This window comes from Acidobacteriota bacterium, from assembly GCA_016208495.1.
GTDB lineage: Bacteria > Acidobacteriota > Blastocatellia > Chloracidobacteriales > Chloracidobacteriaceae > JACQXX01.
Genome location: JACQXX010000056.1, coordinates 1 through 16,295 on the forward strand (window position 1 = coordinate 1; position 16,295 = coordinate 16,295).

Here is a 16,295-nt window from a genome sequence, read left to right on the forward strand (position 1 = left end):
GTCAGTCGTCAGTCGTCAGTCGTCAGTCGTCAGTCGTCAGTCGTCAGTCGTCAGTCGTCAGTAGTCAGTAGTCAGTAGTCAGTAGTCAGTAGTCAGTAGTCAGTAGTCAGTAGTCAGTAGTCAGTAGTCAGTAGTCAGTAGTCAGTAGTCGAGTGTTGGGATTTGGGAATTCGTGTCAAGTGTATTTTGTTCTATTTGAGTCAGTTAGGAACAATTCTTTTCAAGAATTCCACGGATTCAACGATCCGGGTTTGGTCTACTGACTACTGACTCATCAACTACTGGCGACTGACTACAAACTGATCTTTTTAAGGTTTTGGATTTGCCTTCTGACGAAAAGAAAAAGGCTCAGCACCAGGAAATCCCAGCCTGAACCTTTTCAAATCGCCAAAAATCAATCAGGGCTAATAATTCTTCGGGAAATTTGGACCAAGACACGACGGATCGCCGTCACACAGTTTGTCAACAATCGTGTCGTACAAGTAGGTTGATTCCGCGCGGACAACTTCGCCAATCCGGTCCTCATAGGTCTTGAGACCGTGATCAAACTCTTTCTTGAGAAGGTCATACAGGTTCTTTGCCTTGCGGCCTTCAACAACCTTCTTTTCATTGTAGATTTTGATGTCGCTCACAATCGTTCGGGCCACACGCTGGGCGGTTTTATGATCCGCTTCCGAGCCTTTGTATTTCGCCGGGTCATACTTAAAGACACCCGGTGCCGTGCTCGATACCGGCGGTGCGGCTGACTGGTACCCAGCAGGCGGGGTAAATGAAGTCAACGGAATGGTGCCCTGCGCAGCAATTGGCGGCGGCTGAGGTTTTGGGGGGTGAATTGGTTCTGGGGCTGGACCACCCGGCGGTACAAAGAAAACCTGCTCCGGTTCGGGTGCTTTTGGCTTGGGCGGCTCTTCTGGCGGTAATTCAAAAACGGGAGGTCTGGCCTGAACTTCCTGAGCTTTTTTGGCTGCTTCGGCAGCACGGCGAGCTTCCTCGGCTCGGCGTGCCTCTTCAGCCTTGCGTGCCTCTTCAGCGCGACGGGCTTCTTCAGCTCTCCGGCGAGCGTCCTCTTCGGCCCTGCGACGGGCTTCATCCTCAGCGGCTTTGCGGCGGGCTTCATCTTCGGCTGCCTTGCGACGAGTTTCCTCTTCAGCTTTGCGACGAGCTTCCTCGGCTTTACGGGCTTCTTCAGCTTTGCGAGCTTCTTCGGCTTTGCGGCGAGCTTCTTCAGCCTTGCGAGCTTCCTCAGCTCGGCGTGCTTCTTCCTCAGCCCGGCGACGAGCTTCCTCGGCTTTGCGGGCTTCCTCAGCCCGGCGTGCCTCCTCAGCCCGGCGTGCCTCCTCAGCCTTGCGGGCTTCCTCAGCCCGGCGTACCTCATCGGCTTTGCGAGCTTCCTCAGCCTTGCGGGCTTCCTCAGCCCGGCGTGCCTCATCGGCTTTGCGGCGCGATTCCTCAGCCGCACGAGCCTGTTCCTCAGCTCGACGAGCGTCTTCGACACGGCGGGCCTCGTCTTGCGCTCTGGCCTGGTCGGAAATTAAATTGTCTGAAGGTTGCTCAATGCCTAATCCAGACGAACTCTCTTTGGATGGCTTAAAGATGAAAATGAAAGCGCCAATAACAGCAACAACAACAATGACGAGACTTATCCATAACCCAAGATTTGACATTGTTTCAGAAACTCCTGGCTTCTTTGTGATCGAAGACTACAAAAACTATGGTTTCCCTGGCGAAAGTGCAACTCCAGGCACAAGTCCGTCCGATGTACGGCGTGGAAAATTCAGTAAAACCAACACCACCCATGCACGATTGGACAAGGAATCCAAAATTGATGGGTGATGTAATTGCTGAAAAATCAGTCGTGTTGAACAAAGGAGAGGAAGAATGCTGGATGTTGGAACACAATCTGCCCTAGCTTGGTCAATTTTTGAGCAAAAAGCAATGAAAAATTGCCTTTTTCCACTTCTTAAGCCCAACTCTCAACGGCATAAGCCTGAGTTTAGAGTTCAAAAAGTTTCACTCCCTGGATGAAAATCTCCAGCTCTTACCCACCAAGCTTGCTGCGAACCATCCTATTGACGGCTTTTCCATCCACATTCTGACCTGCCAGCTTTGCCATGACTTGTTTCATCACCAGTCCAATTTCTTTCGCTGACGAAGCTCCAGTTTCAGCAATCACGCTTTCAACCGCCTGTACCAGCGTGGCTTCATCAACTGGTTGAGGCAAATAGGCTTCGATGATAGCAGCTTCAGCCAGTTCTTTATCGGCTAACTCCTGACGATTTCCTTTGAGAAAGGCATCAGCCGCTTCGCGCCGTTGTTTGACCAGCTTGTTGAGCAAACTCATCATGGCTGGATCATCCATCGGTTTTTGATCTTCGATTTCCTGACGTTGAATTGATGTTTTCACCATCCGTAACGTGTCGAGCCGTGCCTGATCGCGAGCCTTCATCGCCACGGTGATATCTGCAAGGATTTGATCTCTGAGTGACATTGGAAAGTACCTTTTCTGAAAAGTGGGGCTGAAGACATTGGGCTTGGGGCTGAGAAATCCAGGGCTTGGGGCTGAGGGCTGAAGACATCGGGCTCAGGGTATGGAACCCATTTTCTTCAGCCCCGAGCTTGCGAGTCTTCAGCCCCAAGCCCCAAGCCCCAAGCCCTCAGCCCTGGTTTTTTCAGCCCGATGTCTTAGGGGAAAATCCCCAGTTCGGCATAGGAAATGGCAATCTTATCAATGGCGCTGATAAATGCCGCGGATCGCAATGTACTGACTCCAGCCCGTGATTTCCAGATGGTATGAATTTCGTCATAGGCAATCGCCATGATTTCTTCCAGGCCAGAGTTGACGAGTTCGATTTCATCGGCGCCGTGGGCAATCGCGGTTTTTTCGGCATCAGACAATGATTTGCCGGTGGTGCGTTCAATCGTTGTCAGGATGTTTCCAAACACCATTTGATCAAACCGCTTGTCCATTTTTCCAAATCGAACGTGCGACAGATTTTTCAACCATTCGAAGTAGGACACCACCACACCGCCTGCGTTGCAGTAGATATCTGGAATGATCAAAGCTCCACGGCTGTACAAAATGGCCTCAGCCGCTGCCGTGGTTGGTCCGTTGGCGCCTTCGGCAATGATTTTGGCTTTAATGCGCGGTGCAGTTGCCTCTGTAATCTGGTTTTCAAGGGCAGCCGGAATCAAAATATCGCAGTCGAGTTCGAGTGCTTCGTGAGGCGTGGCCAGATTGGTCGCTCCTGAAAAGTTCAAAATTGACCCGGTTTCACGACGATGTTTGACGACGGCTTCCAGATCAAACCCTGCCGGATTGTGAATTGCGCCTTCATATTCAGCCAGCCCAACCAGAACGGCCCCGCCTTCCTGGCAGAATTTGGCCGAATGATACCCCACGTTGCCAAGTCCCTGCACCACAACCCGCTTCCCTTCAATCCCCGGAGTCAATCCCAGGGCTTCCATGTCGTCTTTATGGGCACAGGCTTCACGCAGGGAATAAAACACGCCGCGCCCGGTGGCTTCAAATCGCCCCCGGATGCCTCCCTGGGAAATGGATTTGCCGGTGACACAGGCATGGGCGTCAATGAGACCAGGGTGGAATGCCGCGTACGTGTCGGCAATCCAGGCCATTTCCCGGGCGCCGGTCCCGTAGTCCGGGGCTGGCACGTCAATTCCAGGACCAATGAAATTCTTCTTGATCAGTTCCGCCGTGTAGCGACGGGTGATCTGCTCAAGTTCAGCGGCTGAAAATTGCTTGGGATTGATTTGGATGGCGCCCTTGGCACCGCCAAACGGCACGTTGGCCACAGCACATTTATAAGTCATCAGGGCAGCCAGGGCTTTGACTTCGTCCTCGTTGGCATGTTCCGAATAGCGAATACCACCCTTCACTGGCAATTTGTGGTGACTGTGTTCCACACGCCAGGCAGTAATCACTTTGATGTCATTCTGTGATCGAATCGGAAACTCAAAGGAATACACACTGTTACAGGTTCTTATCTGATCCAGTAAGGATTTGGGGTGTTGGGTGAACGAGGCTGCCTGATCAAAATAAGAGCACACGTTCTCAAAAAAGCTGAGTTCTTTTCCGTTGGTACTCAAGGGGGAATCCTCCTGTGATAAAACGTAGGTTGATCGCAATTGCGAGGGAATAAAAGTATTCAATAGCGAAAGAGAGCGAGTAGTGAGTAGCGAAATAAAGCGAGTAGTGAGTAGCGAGTAGCGAGTAGTCAATCCTTGAAAGGCGAGTAGAAAAAACACCCTATCATTTTGTCACCTTGTCATGTTGTTACCTTGTCACCTTGTCACCAAGGTGGCTTGCGGAAAATAAAACCGCAGGATTTCCTGATACGACCGGCCCGCTTTGGCTTGCGCCACGGTTCCGGCGACACACAGCCCAACCTGATGCCCAAATCCATGACCTGTAAATTCATAAAAATCGCCGCGTCGAGTCAGTTGATAGACATTGCTCAATATCAGGTTCCACCCGAGTTTTCGACCAATCAGACTGCGAAACTCACCATTGGCAACCTCAACCGTTCGCTGACCGTCAGCGAGGGTGAGGTGAGTTACAATCCCATCCGGAGTGCGATTTGAAATCTGCAACCCCACTTTATCCAATGGCTTCGCTCTCCATATTGATGTCATTGCGCCCAACAGCCGATGCACCGCAATGCGGCGTTGCCATCGGTAAAACTGAGCCCCGCGACACCAATTGCAAATGACTTTCGGCACATCATTTGTGGACTCAATTTCATCATTCAATGGCCAGACGACTGATGAAACGGTGGTATGTCCACCACAGCAAGCAGTGTAATAGGCTGTGACTGGATGCTCGGCTTCCCAGAGCACCGTGGCGTGTGTGGCGTGTGTGGCTTGACGGGCAGATTCGATCAGGCGCGGCGGATAAGATTGGTCAAATCGCGTACCAAAGTACAACTGGCAATGGGTTGAATCGCACACATCGTACCCCAATCTTTGGTGGCGTCCAAGATGTGTCATCAAAAAACTTCGCACCACAATGGCCTGACACTTGAGCGCTTCACTCAACCCGACCCCTTTCATCTCTGAGGCAGTCACCACAGCCACCGCATCTTCAAGAGATTGGGTCAAAATGACCTGCAGAGCATTTTCCCTGACTTGAATCAAAATTTTTCCGGTGACACGTCGAGTGCTCTGCTGAGCCGTCAGTTCAAGTTCAACCGCCGACTGGGCAGCGGTGGCAGGTTCAGCGGTTACAAGCTCAAGGCTTTTTCCTTCCAGAATTTTGATCTGCCCTTCAAACAATGCCGGTTGTCCTTTTACCAGTCGAACGCGATAGGTCTTTCCAGGCTGAAGCTGGCGGTGGACTTCACCAGCGAGTATCTCAGCCGGAGAGAGAATTGGTTTGATCGAGAGTGTTCGCGGTTGAAACAGTGTAAAGAGCCCAATTCGAATTGTTTCCGGGACTTTAGCAGATGGTTTGGAATCCTGTGCCTGACAAAACAGGATACCAGTCAGCACCAACCAGAAGATCAAACCCATCACCTGAATAAAACAACGCATCAGCATTCTTTGAACGCCTCAGATTCCTGTTAACACCAGTTTGTAGTCAGTAGTCAGTAGTCAGTAGTTCACTAAGTTTATTTTATTGAATTACTTGACTGTTTTTTAACGAAGGGATTTCATTCCAAATTGGAATAAGACTTGAGTTCAGGATGAGGGAAAAACCAAATACGTACCTTGTCATAAGTTTTCTGAGATACTGGATTTGGTAAGTGTTTGATTTTTTTCGTGTAGTTCGTGTGTTTCGTGGTTCAAAATGTCTGGAAATTTTCGGTAAGGTACTTACAACGAAAGATCAACATTCGAAAACCCGGAACCCGGAACCCGGAACCCGGAACCCGGAACCCGGAACCCGGAACCCGGAACCCGGAACCCGGAACCCTATCCTATTGCCGCTGAAACAATTGCTCAACCCGCCGCAGATCATTGGTGACTGGCGATGGCGGCAAACTCTCTAAGAACGTGCGTCCATAGAACTTCGTCCGCAACCGCGGGTCCAGAATTGCCAGCACACCTTTATCCTGTGAACTCCGAATCAGGCGGCCAAGCCCCTGCTTGAGCGTGATGATGGCTTGCGGAACGGTGTATTGCTGGAAGGGATCCTGCCCTTGCTCTTCCAAAAACCGATGGCGAGCTGAGACGACTGGATCAGTTGGCACTGGGAACGGCAATTTATCCACGATCACACACGAGAGCGCTTCGCCCTGAACATCAATTCCCTGCCAGAAACTGGCCGTGGCAAAAAGCACCGCGCCTTTCGTCGTGCGAAATTTTTCCAGCAATCCGGCTTTTGAACCACGCCCCTGCACAAAACACGGAAACTCAACCTGGGCCGATACCCGCTGATACAAATCGCGCATGTGAGCCGCGCTGGTCGAAAGCACAAAGGCCCGCCCCCGGCTGATGTTGAGCAGCTTGACGATTTCCTCAACCGCTGCCGATGTAAACTGCGGGGAACGCGGATCAGGCATGATCTTCGGAAGGTACAAAATTGACTGTGTGCGATAGTCAAAGTGTGAATCAATGATCAGTTCAGCGCATGACTCAATACCCAGGCGGGAACGAATAAAGTCAAATTTTCCAGATGAGGTCAGTGTGGCTGAGGTCAAAACCACGGATTCCATTTGGGTAAAAAGACGATCTGAAAGGAGTTCCGAAAGATTGATCGGTGTGGCCTGGATAAAACACCCGCGTCCGCGTCGCTCGATCCAGTAGACAAAGGTTGGATCATTACTCGTGACGACAAACTCCAGGTCAAACCGCAGGGCGTCAATCCGGCGCACCAAGCGTTCAATCTCCGGTGGTGGCTCATTCACTTTTTTCAGGAGTTCGCGCAATTTGGCCAGCAGGTTATCGAGCATCAGGTATTGCTCACCAGCAGGCGTCATTTCAAACTTGCCTTCTTCATTCCGGCGGGCAAAATGGGTCATTTCCAGTGTAAATCGTCCATCGCCAGTTCCATATTTGCGGAAAAACCCACCCCAAAACATATCCGCTTGCTCGGTGATCCGCGCACCGCACCGCATGACATCAGTCACAACGTCATCTTGAGGAATCGGCACCCGCAAAATGTCCTGAACCAGTTCCTGCATGCGGTAGTTGCTGACCTGAATGCCAAAATATTCAGCCGCAATGTCTTCAATTTCGTGGGCTTCGTCAAAAATGACAATCGTGTAGTCAGGCAGCACCGCGCCATAGTCGTTGTTGCGAGCCGACAAATCAGCAAAAAACAGGTGATGGTTGACAATCACCACGTCGGCGTCTTCAGCGCGTTGCCGGGCAAGGGTGACAAAACATTTTTCAAAGTCAGGGCACTTTGAACCTAAACAAATTTCGCTTCGGGCATCAATGTCGTGCCAAAACGCCAGATTTTCAGGTAAATCAACCAGTTCCGCCCGGTCACCGGTTTCTGTCTTCCCTGACCAGCGCCGAACCGTATCAAAATACGTCACATCTTCAACTCCGGCAAAAGTCAGTGCCGTGTCAGATTGTTTGATCCGACGTAAGCAGAGGTAATTACTCCGTCCTTTCAAATAAGCGACCCGGAGCTTGCGACCCAACGCCTTTTCCAAAAATGGAACGTCTTTTTGGTAGAGCTGCTCCTGAAGGCTTTTCGTCGCCGTTGAAATAATTACCCGCTTGCCCAGTGCCAGTGCCGGGATCAAATACGCCAGGGTTTTTCCGGTTCCAGTTCCGGCTTCGACGCACAAATGCCCCCCGCGCTGCAACGCATCATGAACCGCTTCCGCCATTTCAATCTGATTTGAGCGATATTCAAAGTTCGGATGGTGACGAGCCAAAAGCCCTTTCGGGCCAAAAATTGATTCCATGAGCTCCTCAAGTACAGGAAAAAAGAAAAGACAAAAATGAAGATGGTCGCGATTGTACCTTATTCACAAATCCACAAACCACTGTGTCTTAACCGCCTGGGATAGACAATCACCAAAAATGCGTGATACAAGTGTTTCTCTTCACACACCATCTAGCCCGAATCAAGCAATACCAGTTTTTCGTCAGTAGTTGATGAGTCAGTAGTCAGTAGACCAAACCCAAGTACTTTAGTTTGATGATTTCCTGGGAAGACTTGTTCATAAATAGATCAAATAGAACCAAATACACTTGACACAAATTCTCAGTTCCCAACACTCGGCTACTGACTACTGACTACTGACTACTGACTACTGACTACTGACTACTGACTACTGACTTGTACCTGAATACCACACAGTTTTTTGGAGGATGCATGAAAGAACGGTTTCAAGGGTGTCTTTTGGGGGTAGCTCTCGGCGATGCCCTCGGAGCACCAGCCAAAGGTCTCACCAAAGAGGAAATTCAAACCCAACGGTCGCTTCCGGTACGTGCGGCTGAAGCCAGTGCCCATGGCCACGATCCGGTCATTAGCCCACAACTTCCCTGGAAGCTGGCTGGCGGAACCGACATTGATGACTGCAATTTGATGATGCTCACCCTGGAAAGCATTTGTACCCAGCGATCCATCAAGACATCCGACATGGTGCGCTGCTTGAAAGGGTTCTACCGAACCCATCCCCAAACGCTGACACCACTGACCGCTCATGTACTGTCCCGGCTCAATGAAGGTGAGCGATGGGAAGAAGCCTCTGAGGGAGCATCACTTGATTCGGATTTCAACCCGCCAGATGGCGGTAATCTGCCTCGAACAATCCCCGTTGGACTCTATCGGGCGCGCAACATTGAAAAGCTGGTCGCTGACACGATTGAAGTCTCCCGGTTGACACACTGGGATGATCGAGCAACCCATTCCGCCGTGGCCATCAATTATCTGATCACCCGTCTGGCGCAAAATGACAAACAGGCGCTCAGCTCGCTCGACACCTTCCTGGCGGACAAAAATGCTGAGGTTCGTGGGGCAGTGAAAAAAGGCGCTGAAGGAACTGAAGCCGATCTGGATACGTCAGGACTGGCCACCAGTGTGGTTGCCGTCGCGGTCTGGACGCTCAAAAATGCCCCGTCATTTCTCGAAGGTCTGGAAATGGTCATCAACCTGGGTGGGCAAACTGATTTGAACGCCGCGGTGGCTGGTGGCTTGCTGGGTGCCAAATTTGGCCGACTGGTCCTTCCGGAAGCCTGGCTGTTCCAGCTTGAAGGCAAAGTCCGGGTTGAAGTCCTGGCCAACCGACTGTATGAACACGCCCTCAATGGATAGCCGTCGGAGTGCGGCCCACTTGACGTTGCTTTTTTCTCAAAGCGGCGTCAAGCCACCGCACTCCAAAGACTTCAGAATGTGCTTTGCAGCAACCAGTGCCTCCTCAAGTGAGTGAATCGTTCCCTCCAGTTGCTGCTCATACACCGCACTCACCACCTGCCCCACTCTTGGACCGGGTTTGATGCCCAGGCTCAACACGTGGCGTCCAAGCAAAAAAGGTGGCGGCGCTCCCTGCTCCAAATCCAACTGCTGAATTTTTTCCCGAAACCATTCCTGCATGTGCGCGGTGTTGACCGGGGGCAGCCGCCCGAGTGAGTCAGCTTTTGCCACCCGATAGAGCAAATCCGGGTCAACCCGACGAACGAGACGGCGAAAGGCGCCATCTGAAGTCGGTGGCTGTGCCAGGAAAAATTGACCGGGCCGTAAATGCTCACGCACCAGAGCTTTGACCTGTTCGCGAACCGGGTAGTGGTGAATCGTGAATACACCCAGTCGGTCCAGAAACGTTTCGGTGAGTGGAACGCCAGCGTCATCGTGACCAAAAGATCGGATTCGCCCATCAATAATTTCTGTGGTGGAAGGCTTGCCAAAATCGTGCGCCAGGACTCCCAGCATCACCGTGATCTGCTTTTCTTTCGGCAGATCGTCAATAAGCTGGGCTGCCTGATCAAGACACATCAGCGTGTGAATCCAGACATCACCTTCCGGGTGAAATTCCGGTTCCTGCTGACATCCACGCAAGGCCGCTAACTCAGGAAAAAGTTGATCAACCACTCCGAGTTCATTCAGGGCGGCCATCCCAATCGAAGGCCGACGCGATTTCAGCAAGAGTTTTTCAAATTCCCCCCAAATTCGCTCGTGCGGCAGATCAGTGAGTGAAATCGAGCGGCACAAAGCAACGGTGTCTGGATCAATTGCCAGTTCAAATCGAGCAGCAAATTGGGCACCGCGCAACACCCGGAGTGAGTCTTCAACAAATGTCTCCGGATCAACCACTCGCAAATACCGCTGTTTGATATCCTGTTGTCCATGTTGTGGATCAATGATTTCGCCCGTTAACGGGTCAAGCATCAAAGCGTTGATCGTAAAATCACGACGGCGGGTCGCCTCGTGAAAACTCATAAACGGGTCGCCTTCGATGGTGAACCCCCGATGGCCGACACCGGTTTTTGATTCCCGTCGCGGCAAACTCACATCAATTTCAGTTTCTGGATCAACCAGCGGACGAAATTTATAGACGGTGAACTGTTCGCCGACGGTGTTGACCCGGCCCATTTTTTTGAGCAATGACCGCAGGCTATCTCCAGGAATGCCATACACTTCGAGGTCATAGTCTTTTGATTCGCGCTCAAACAGTTGATCGCGCACATACCCGCCAACCAGAAAAGCTCGACCGTTGTGCTGTTGAATCGTGCGGCAAAAATCCAAAACCCAGGAATGGATCATGTTCGTCTTCAAGTCCTTCCAAAAATTGCTGTCTTGACAGTTTTCACGATTGACTTGTACCATAGCCGTTCGTCTTTTTTTCAAGGCTTTGGGAACGAAACACACACTTCACGCGATTTTTTCCCACAAGCAATCACGGTCACAATTCATTTCATTATGATTGAAACCCCATCTGACGCTTTCTGGATGGAAGTTGCTTTGCAAGAAGCCCAGGCAAGTGCCGAACAAGACGAAGTCCCGGTTGGTGCAGTTCTTGTATTTGACAATCAGCTTATTGCCCGGAGCGGCAACCGCACGTTGCGTGATCAAGACCCAACGGCGCATGCCGAAATCGTTACACTCCGAACAGCAGCGCAGGTGCTTGGGAACCATCGGTTGCTCGACACTACGCTCTATGTCACGCTTGAACCCTGTGCCATGTGCGCCGGAGCGCTCATCCAGGCACGAGTCAAACGACTGGTTTATGGCGCCAGTGACCTGAAGGCTGGGGCGGTGGATTCGCATTTTGGAATTTGCTCGACCGCATTTCTCAACCATCGGTTGGAAATCACCAGCGGCATGTTGGGGGATGAATGCAGTCAGGTCTTGCAGGCATTTTTTCGAACCAAACGGCAGACCAAACAAGCTGAACGAACTTTGGTGAGGTGCGAGAGTGGTTGAATCGGTCGGTCTCGAAAACCGAAGTACGGGAAACCGTACCGTGGGTTCGAATCCCACCCTCACCGCCAGACAAATGAAGAATTAAGAATTAAGAATTAAAAAACCCTGATGCCAAAAATCGAGGCAAACTATAGGTTTTCAACCTTTAGAAATTCTTAATTCTTAATTCTTAATTCTTAATTCTTAATTCCCCTGGAGGGGTGACCGAGTGGCTGAAGGTGCAGCATTGGAAATGCTGTGTACTGGAAACGGTACCGTGGGTTCGAATCCCACCTCCTCCGTCTGAGCCAGGAAGCCAGTGAGCTTTCCTGGCTCTCACACTTTTGGTACAGGTTGGGTGATCGCCGTCCGTCGCAAGATGGAGGGAGGAAAGTCCGAACACTGTAGGGCAGCGAGCTGGCTAACGGCCAGGCATTGGTTGGCGTCAGCCAGCCGGTGACGACAAGTGCAACAGAAAACAGACAGCCCGAAACCTACCCCTCCCTCGGGAGGCATGGTGGGCGATGGTGAAACGGTGGGGTAAAGGCCCACCAGCAGGTCTGGTAACAGATCTGGCTAGGTAAACTCCTCGCAGTGCAAGACTAAATAGGGAAGCGTTTGAGGGTTGCCCGTCCGAGTTTCGCCGGTGTTCTTTGGAACACTGTGTGGACACAGCTTCCGGGTAAGTCGCTTGAGCCGTCGAGTAATTGCCGGCCTAGATGAATGATCACCAGTCACCTTTTCCTGGTGACCACAGAATTCGGCTTATAGACCTGTACCAATCAAAATCCCCTGCCCGGTTGCAAAACCGGCAGGGGATTTTCTTTTGGGGCTGAAGATTTCGGGCTGAAGACTTCGGGCTCAGGGTTTTGAACCCGTTTTCTTCCGCCCCGAGCTTGCGAGTCTTCAGCCCTAAGCCCCGAGCCCTAAAACCAGGGCTGAAGATTTCGGGCTCAGGGTTTTGAACCCGTTTTCTTCCGCCCCGAGCTTGCGAGTCTTCAGCCCTAAGCCCCAAGCCCTAAACCAGGGCTGAAGACACTGGGCTGAAGAAGTTGGGTGTGATACTTTCTCAAACCGGACTTCTTCAGCCCTAAGCCCGAAGCCTTCAGCCCCAAGCCCAATGACTTCAGCCCTGAGCCCGAAATCTTCAGCCCGAAGTCTTCAGCCCGAAATCTTCAGCCCGAAATCTTCAGCCCGAAGTCTTCAGCCCGAAATCTTCAGCCCGAAGTCTTCAGCCCGAAGTCTTCAGCCCGATATTCTTCAGCCCGAAGTCTTCACCCTGACCCCTGAACTCGAAGAGGCATTTGTGATCGAATCAACGTCATCTCCTGTCAATCGCCGGATCGCGGCCATTGATATCGGCTCGAACTCAATCCACCTGATCATTGCTGAAATTCGCCCAGGTCAGCACCTGCATATTATTGATCGGGAAAAGGAAATGGTCCGATTGGCAGCCGGTACGCTCCAAACTCATCATCTTTCAACCCGGCGGATGAATACAGCAATCAGAGTCCTTCAACGATTTGCCGAACTGGCCAATGCCCATCAGGCGCATCCGATTCTGGTCACGGCTACCAGCGCCGTCCGCGAAGCCTGGAACCGCGAAGACTTTCTCAACCGGGTCAAAAAGGAAACCGGCCTTGAGATTGAAATCATTCCTGGAGTCGAAGAAGCCCGCTTGATTTCACTGGCTGTCAGTGAAGTGACTGATTTCCATCAAAAACGGGGATTGATCATTGATATTGGCGGCGGGAGCACCGAGTTCATTCTGACACGAGGCAAAGAGCCGGAACTGTTATTGTCGGTGAAACTGGGGGCGGTTCGGCTTCAGGAACAATTTTTTGCCGCCGCCAAATCAGGACCTCCGACCCGCGAAGCCATTCAGGCCACAATCACGCATATTCGCAGCAGTCTGGCGCGAACCGTTCGTGAAATCAAACAGGCTGGCGGGTATTCGTTTGTGATCGGGACATCCGGCACCATTTTGGCTCTCGCCAGTGCGGCAGCTCAAACCCAATCTGACCGCATTGAAGATCGGTCAGCGGATTACACACCTTTTAGCCTCAATTTAACGCTGGCCGGGTTGGACATCGTCAATAAACAACTTCAAAAAACAACCCTCAAAGAACGTCACCGAATGCCCGGCCTTGATAGCCGTCGAGCTGACATCATTATTGCCGGTGGAATTTTGCTGGAAACAATCCTGAAAGAACTTGGGGCGAAAGAACTCACAACCTGTGACTGGTCGCTCAGGGAAGGGATCATCCTCAATTCCCTGCGTGAAAATGAGCCGCATGTCCTCGAAGCCCAATCCCAGCGTGACACAACATCAGCGCAGCTCTCCCTGTTTCGGCTCCAAAACCAGGACAGTGTACGCGCCCGGAGCGTTCTTTCGGTCGCCAGACGGTATGAATTCGAAGAACGCCACTCACACCATACCGCCTTCCTGGCCCGGCGACTCTTTGACGAGACCCAATCGTTGCACAAACTGGGCTATATCGAACGGGAATGGCTTGAATATGCGGCGATCTTACACGACATCGGCTATCACATTGCTCACAACAGCCACCATAAACACGCCATGTACCTGATTCGGCATGCCGAACTCCCAGGATTTCATAGCCACGAAGTCGCTATACTGGCCAACATCGCACGTTATCACCGTGGATCAACCCCGAAGTCCAAACACCTTGAATTTATGGCTCTGACGCCATTTCAGCGCGAAGTGGTCCGCAAGCTTTCAGCCATCCTGAGAATTGCCGATGGGCTTGATCGCCGACATTTGGGGGTGGTCTCAGATGTAAAGGTAAAAATTCAGGGGAAAAAGCTTCAAATTGATGCGCTGGCCTCAACCACCTGCGACATCGAAACCTGGTGTGCCGAACGCAATGCCTCGATGTTTGAATCAGTCTTTGATGTTTCACTCAAAGTTCGAGGACCACAGGAAAAGACACTGGCCAACGAAGTTCAAAAAATGGCAATTCGAATTTGAGGTTTTTGCGTTGAAACGGGATTTTTTTGACTTTTGAAATTTTTCTGGATGACCGATGCCGGCAAGTGCTTACTACTATACTTACTATAAATACATTTTATATATAAATCCCTAGTAGTAGTAGTAGGGCCTGTGGAAAAAAAGGAAAACTCGGGGATGTTCTTTATTCAGAACAATTAAGTGATGTTCAACCTGTGGAAAAACCTGTGGAAAAAATGTGGAAAACTCCCCGACCCTGTGGAAAACTTTTTTGACCCCAAAAAGTTTTCCACAGGTTTGATGAGTTTTCCACAGATTTTCCGAGTTTTCCACAGGGTGTTTTGAGAGTGCCTGTGGAAAAAAATAGAAGTTATTGAAAACAAATATGATAAGTACTACCTGCCTGTGGAAAAACCTGTGGAAAACTCCTGTTTTTCACAGGTTTTTGATCGTTTGAGAGTGGCCTGATTTTTCACTATTCGTTGTGTTTTAAAATTCGCTACTGTTTTGTACGGAGATATATTATGCCTGGGAACCTGTAACGTCTTCAGTCAGAAGACTTTAGCGCATGACGGGCAGTGTCCAGGTTGGGATCCTATTTCAGCGTACTGATCAGGCTGTTGATGAGCCGGTGGAAATCGCCCTGGGAATGATAGAGCTGGCCGATTTTTTCAATGCTGTGCAAAACAGTGGTGTGGTGCTTGTTGCCAAATTCGCGGCCAATTTCGGGCAGGCTGCGGGAGGTAAGCTGCTTACATAAATACATGGCAACCTGACGTGGAATCGCAATATTGCGCGAATTGTTCTTGAGTTTGAGATCTCCTGGCCGCAATCCATAATGGTCAGCCACAACGCGCTGAATCATTTCAACCGTGATGATGCGTTCGTCTTCCTCAATATTGAGGACTTGTTTGCAGAGTTCGATATCAATCGGGCGGCGGTTGAGCGAGGCATAGGCCACGAGTCGAATGAGTGAACCTTCCAGTTCGCGGATGTTGGATTTGATCTTTCCAGCCACAAACAGTGCCACATTATCTGAGAGGTCTACGCGTTCGATCTCGGCTTTTCGTTTGAGGATCGCGACTTTGGTTTCCAGATCCGGCGGTTGCAGGTCTGCAATCAGCCCCCATTCAAACCGGGAGTGAAGCCGTTCTTCGAGCGTTGGAATTTCACGCGGCGGGCAATCACTGGAGATGACAATTTGCTTTTGCGCATCATAGAGCGCGTTGAAGGTATGGAAAAACTCTTCCTGGGTCCGCTCTTTTCCTGCAATAAACTGAATATCATCAATCATTAAGACATCAATTCCTCGGTATTTTTCTCGGAACATCTGGGCCCGGTCATACCGAATGGCGTTGATGAGCTCATTCATAAATTTCTCTGACGAGATATAAGCCAGTCGCAACTGGTTGTTGCGTTCCCGAACCGCCTGCCCAATGGCATGCATTAAATGGGTTTTGCCCAGTCCCACGCCTCCATAGACAAAAAGTGGGTTGTAGGTTCGAGATGGGGCATCCGCCACCGCCATTGCCGCCGCATGGGCAAACTGGTTGCACGAGCCGACCACAAACGTTTCAAACGTGTATTTTGGATTGAGTGGCAATTCGGTCGGTTCCAAATCCAGATACCGGGTGTTGGTATTGGAATCGGTTGGTTCTGTCGGGTAGATTGAACGTGAGCCATTCGCTGATGAGCGGTAAATATCTGGAACAACTGAAGTTTGGGGGCTGGCAGTTGCTTCGGCTGCGAGTTCGGTAATGACCAGTGCTGGTGCCAAATGCGAAACCCCGATAGCCACCAGCGACTCTTCCAGAATCTCGCTGTAGTTTTCTTCAATCCAGTTTCGAAATAACTCATTTGGAACGCCGATGTTGTATTCCGCATCGGTGATCGAATGGAACGTCAAAGGTTTAAACCAGGTATTGAAGCTTTCGTGGTTAATCCGCTTTTCGAGTTCTAACAAAAAAGCTTCCCATTGAGTTTTATCCATACTGCAACTCTTCAACC

11 protein-coding genes, 2 tRNA genes and 1 other RNA gene are annotated in these 16,295 nt (G+C 50.9%); 7 read left to right on the top strand and 7 right to left on the bottom strand.

Annotated features, from left to right (window positions below):
- Nucleotides 1-404 precede the first annotated feature (404 nt).
- Nucleotides 405-1,664: a hypothetical protein gene (locus HY774_09710; GenBank protein MBI4748756.1), complete on the bottom strand. Its 1,260-nt coding sequence runs from the start codon at nt 1,662-1,664 to the stop codon at nt 405-407.
- A gap of 47 nt (nt 1,665-1,711) precedes the next feature.
- Between HY774_09710 and HY774_09715 the strand changes: the two genes are divergently transcribed.
- On the top strand, nt 1,712-1,909 hold the full coding sequence (locus tag HY774_09715) for a hypothetical protein (GenBank protein MBI4748757.1): 198 nt from the start codon (nt 1,712-1,714) through the stop codon (nt 1,907-1,909).
- Between the two features lie 129 nt (nt 1,910-2,038).
- On the opposite strand, the gene HY774_09720 is transcribed toward HY774_09715, so the two are convergent.
- The 4 genes from HY774_09720 to HY774_09735 form a co-directional block, all read right to left on the bottom strand.
- The gene (locus HY774_09720; GenBank protein ID MBI4748758.1) at nt 2,039-2,488 is read right to left on the bottom strand and encodes a GatB/YqeY domain-containing protein; all 450 of its coding nucleotides are present in this window, start codon (nt 2,486-2,488) and stop codon (nt 2,039-2,041) included.
- Nucleotides 2,489-2,682: 194 nt separating this feature from the next.
- Nucleotides 2,683-4,104 (bottom strand): Glu/Leu/Phe/Val dehydrogenase, encoded by a 1,422-nt coding sequence (locus HY774_09725; protein ID MBI4748759.1) that lies wholly within the window; start codon nt 4,102-4,104, stop codon nt 2,683-2,685.
- Nucleotides 4,105-4,299: 195 nt separating this feature from the next.
- Complete coding sequence (locus HY774_09730) at nt 4,300-5,553, bottom strand: SpoIID/LytB domain-containing protein (protein ID MBI4748760.1); 1,254 nt, start codon at nt 5,551-5,553, stop codon at nt 4,300-4,302.
- A 380-nt stretch (nt 5,554-5,933) separates the two neighbouring features.
- Entirely contained in the window at nt 5,934-7,877 is a 1,944-nt protein-coding gene (locus HY774_09735) for an ATP-dependent DNA helicase (protein ID MBI4748761.1), read from the bottom strand.
- Nucleotides 7,878-8,290: 413 nt separating this feature from the next.
- Here HY774_09735 and HY774_09740 point away from each other — a divergent pair, with 413 nt between their 5' ends.
- Entirely contained in the window at nt 8,291-9,232 is a 942-nt protein-coding gene (locus HY774_09740) for an ADP-ribosylglycohydrolase family protein (GenBank protein ID MBI4748762.1), read from the top strand.
- 36 nt (nt 9,233-9,268) lie between these two features.
- Here HY774_09740 and HY774_09745 read toward each other — a convergent pair whose 3' ends face one another.
- Entirely contained in the window at nt 9,269-10,678 is a 1,410-nt protein-coding gene (locus HY774_09745; GenBank protein ID MBI4748763.1) for an HD domain-containing protein, read from the bottom strand.
- On the opposite strand from HY774_09745, the gene tadA reads away from it, so the two are divergent.
- The 5 genes from tadA (at nt 10,670) to HY774_09770 (ending at nt 14,309) form a co-directional block, all read left to right on the top strand.
- Complete coding sequence (gene tadA / locus HY774_09750; protein MBI4748764.1) at nt 10,670-11,338, top strand: tRNA adenosine(34) deaminase TadA; 669 nt, start codon at nt 10,670-10,672, stop codon at nt 11,336-11,338. The genes HY774_09745 and tadA overlap by 9 nt on opposite strands.
- A tRNA-Ser gene (locus HY774_09755) sits at nt 11,317-11,406 on the top strand. Before tadA ends, HY774_09755 begins: the two co-directional genes overlap by 22 nt.
- Before the next feature lie 126 nt (nt 11,407-11,532).
- Nucleotides 11,533-11,619, top strand: a tRNA-Ser gene (locus HY774_09760).
- A gap of 44 nt (nt 11,620-11,663) precedes the next feature.
- Nucleotides 11,664-12,101, top strand: an RNA gene (rnpB, locus tag HY774_09765) — RNase P RNA component class A.
- Nucleotides 12,102-12,437: 336 nt separating this feature from the next.
- Nucleotides 12,438-14,309: a Ppx/GppA family phosphatase gene (locus HY774_09770; GenBank protein MBI4748765.1), complete on the top strand. Its 1,872-nt coding sequence runs from the start codon at nt 12,438-12,440 to the stop codon at nt 14,307-14,309.
- 574 nt (nt 14,310-14,883) lie between these two features.
- Here the strand turns inward: HY774_09770 and dnaA are convergent.
- Nucleotides 14,884-16,278 (bottom strand): chromosomal replication initiator protein DnaA, encoded by a 1,395-nt coding sequence (gene dnaA, locus HY774_09775; protein MBI4748766.1) that lies wholly within the window; start codon nt 16,276-16,278, stop codon nt 14,884-14,886.
- Nucleotides 16,279-16,295 lie beyond the last annotated feature (17 nt).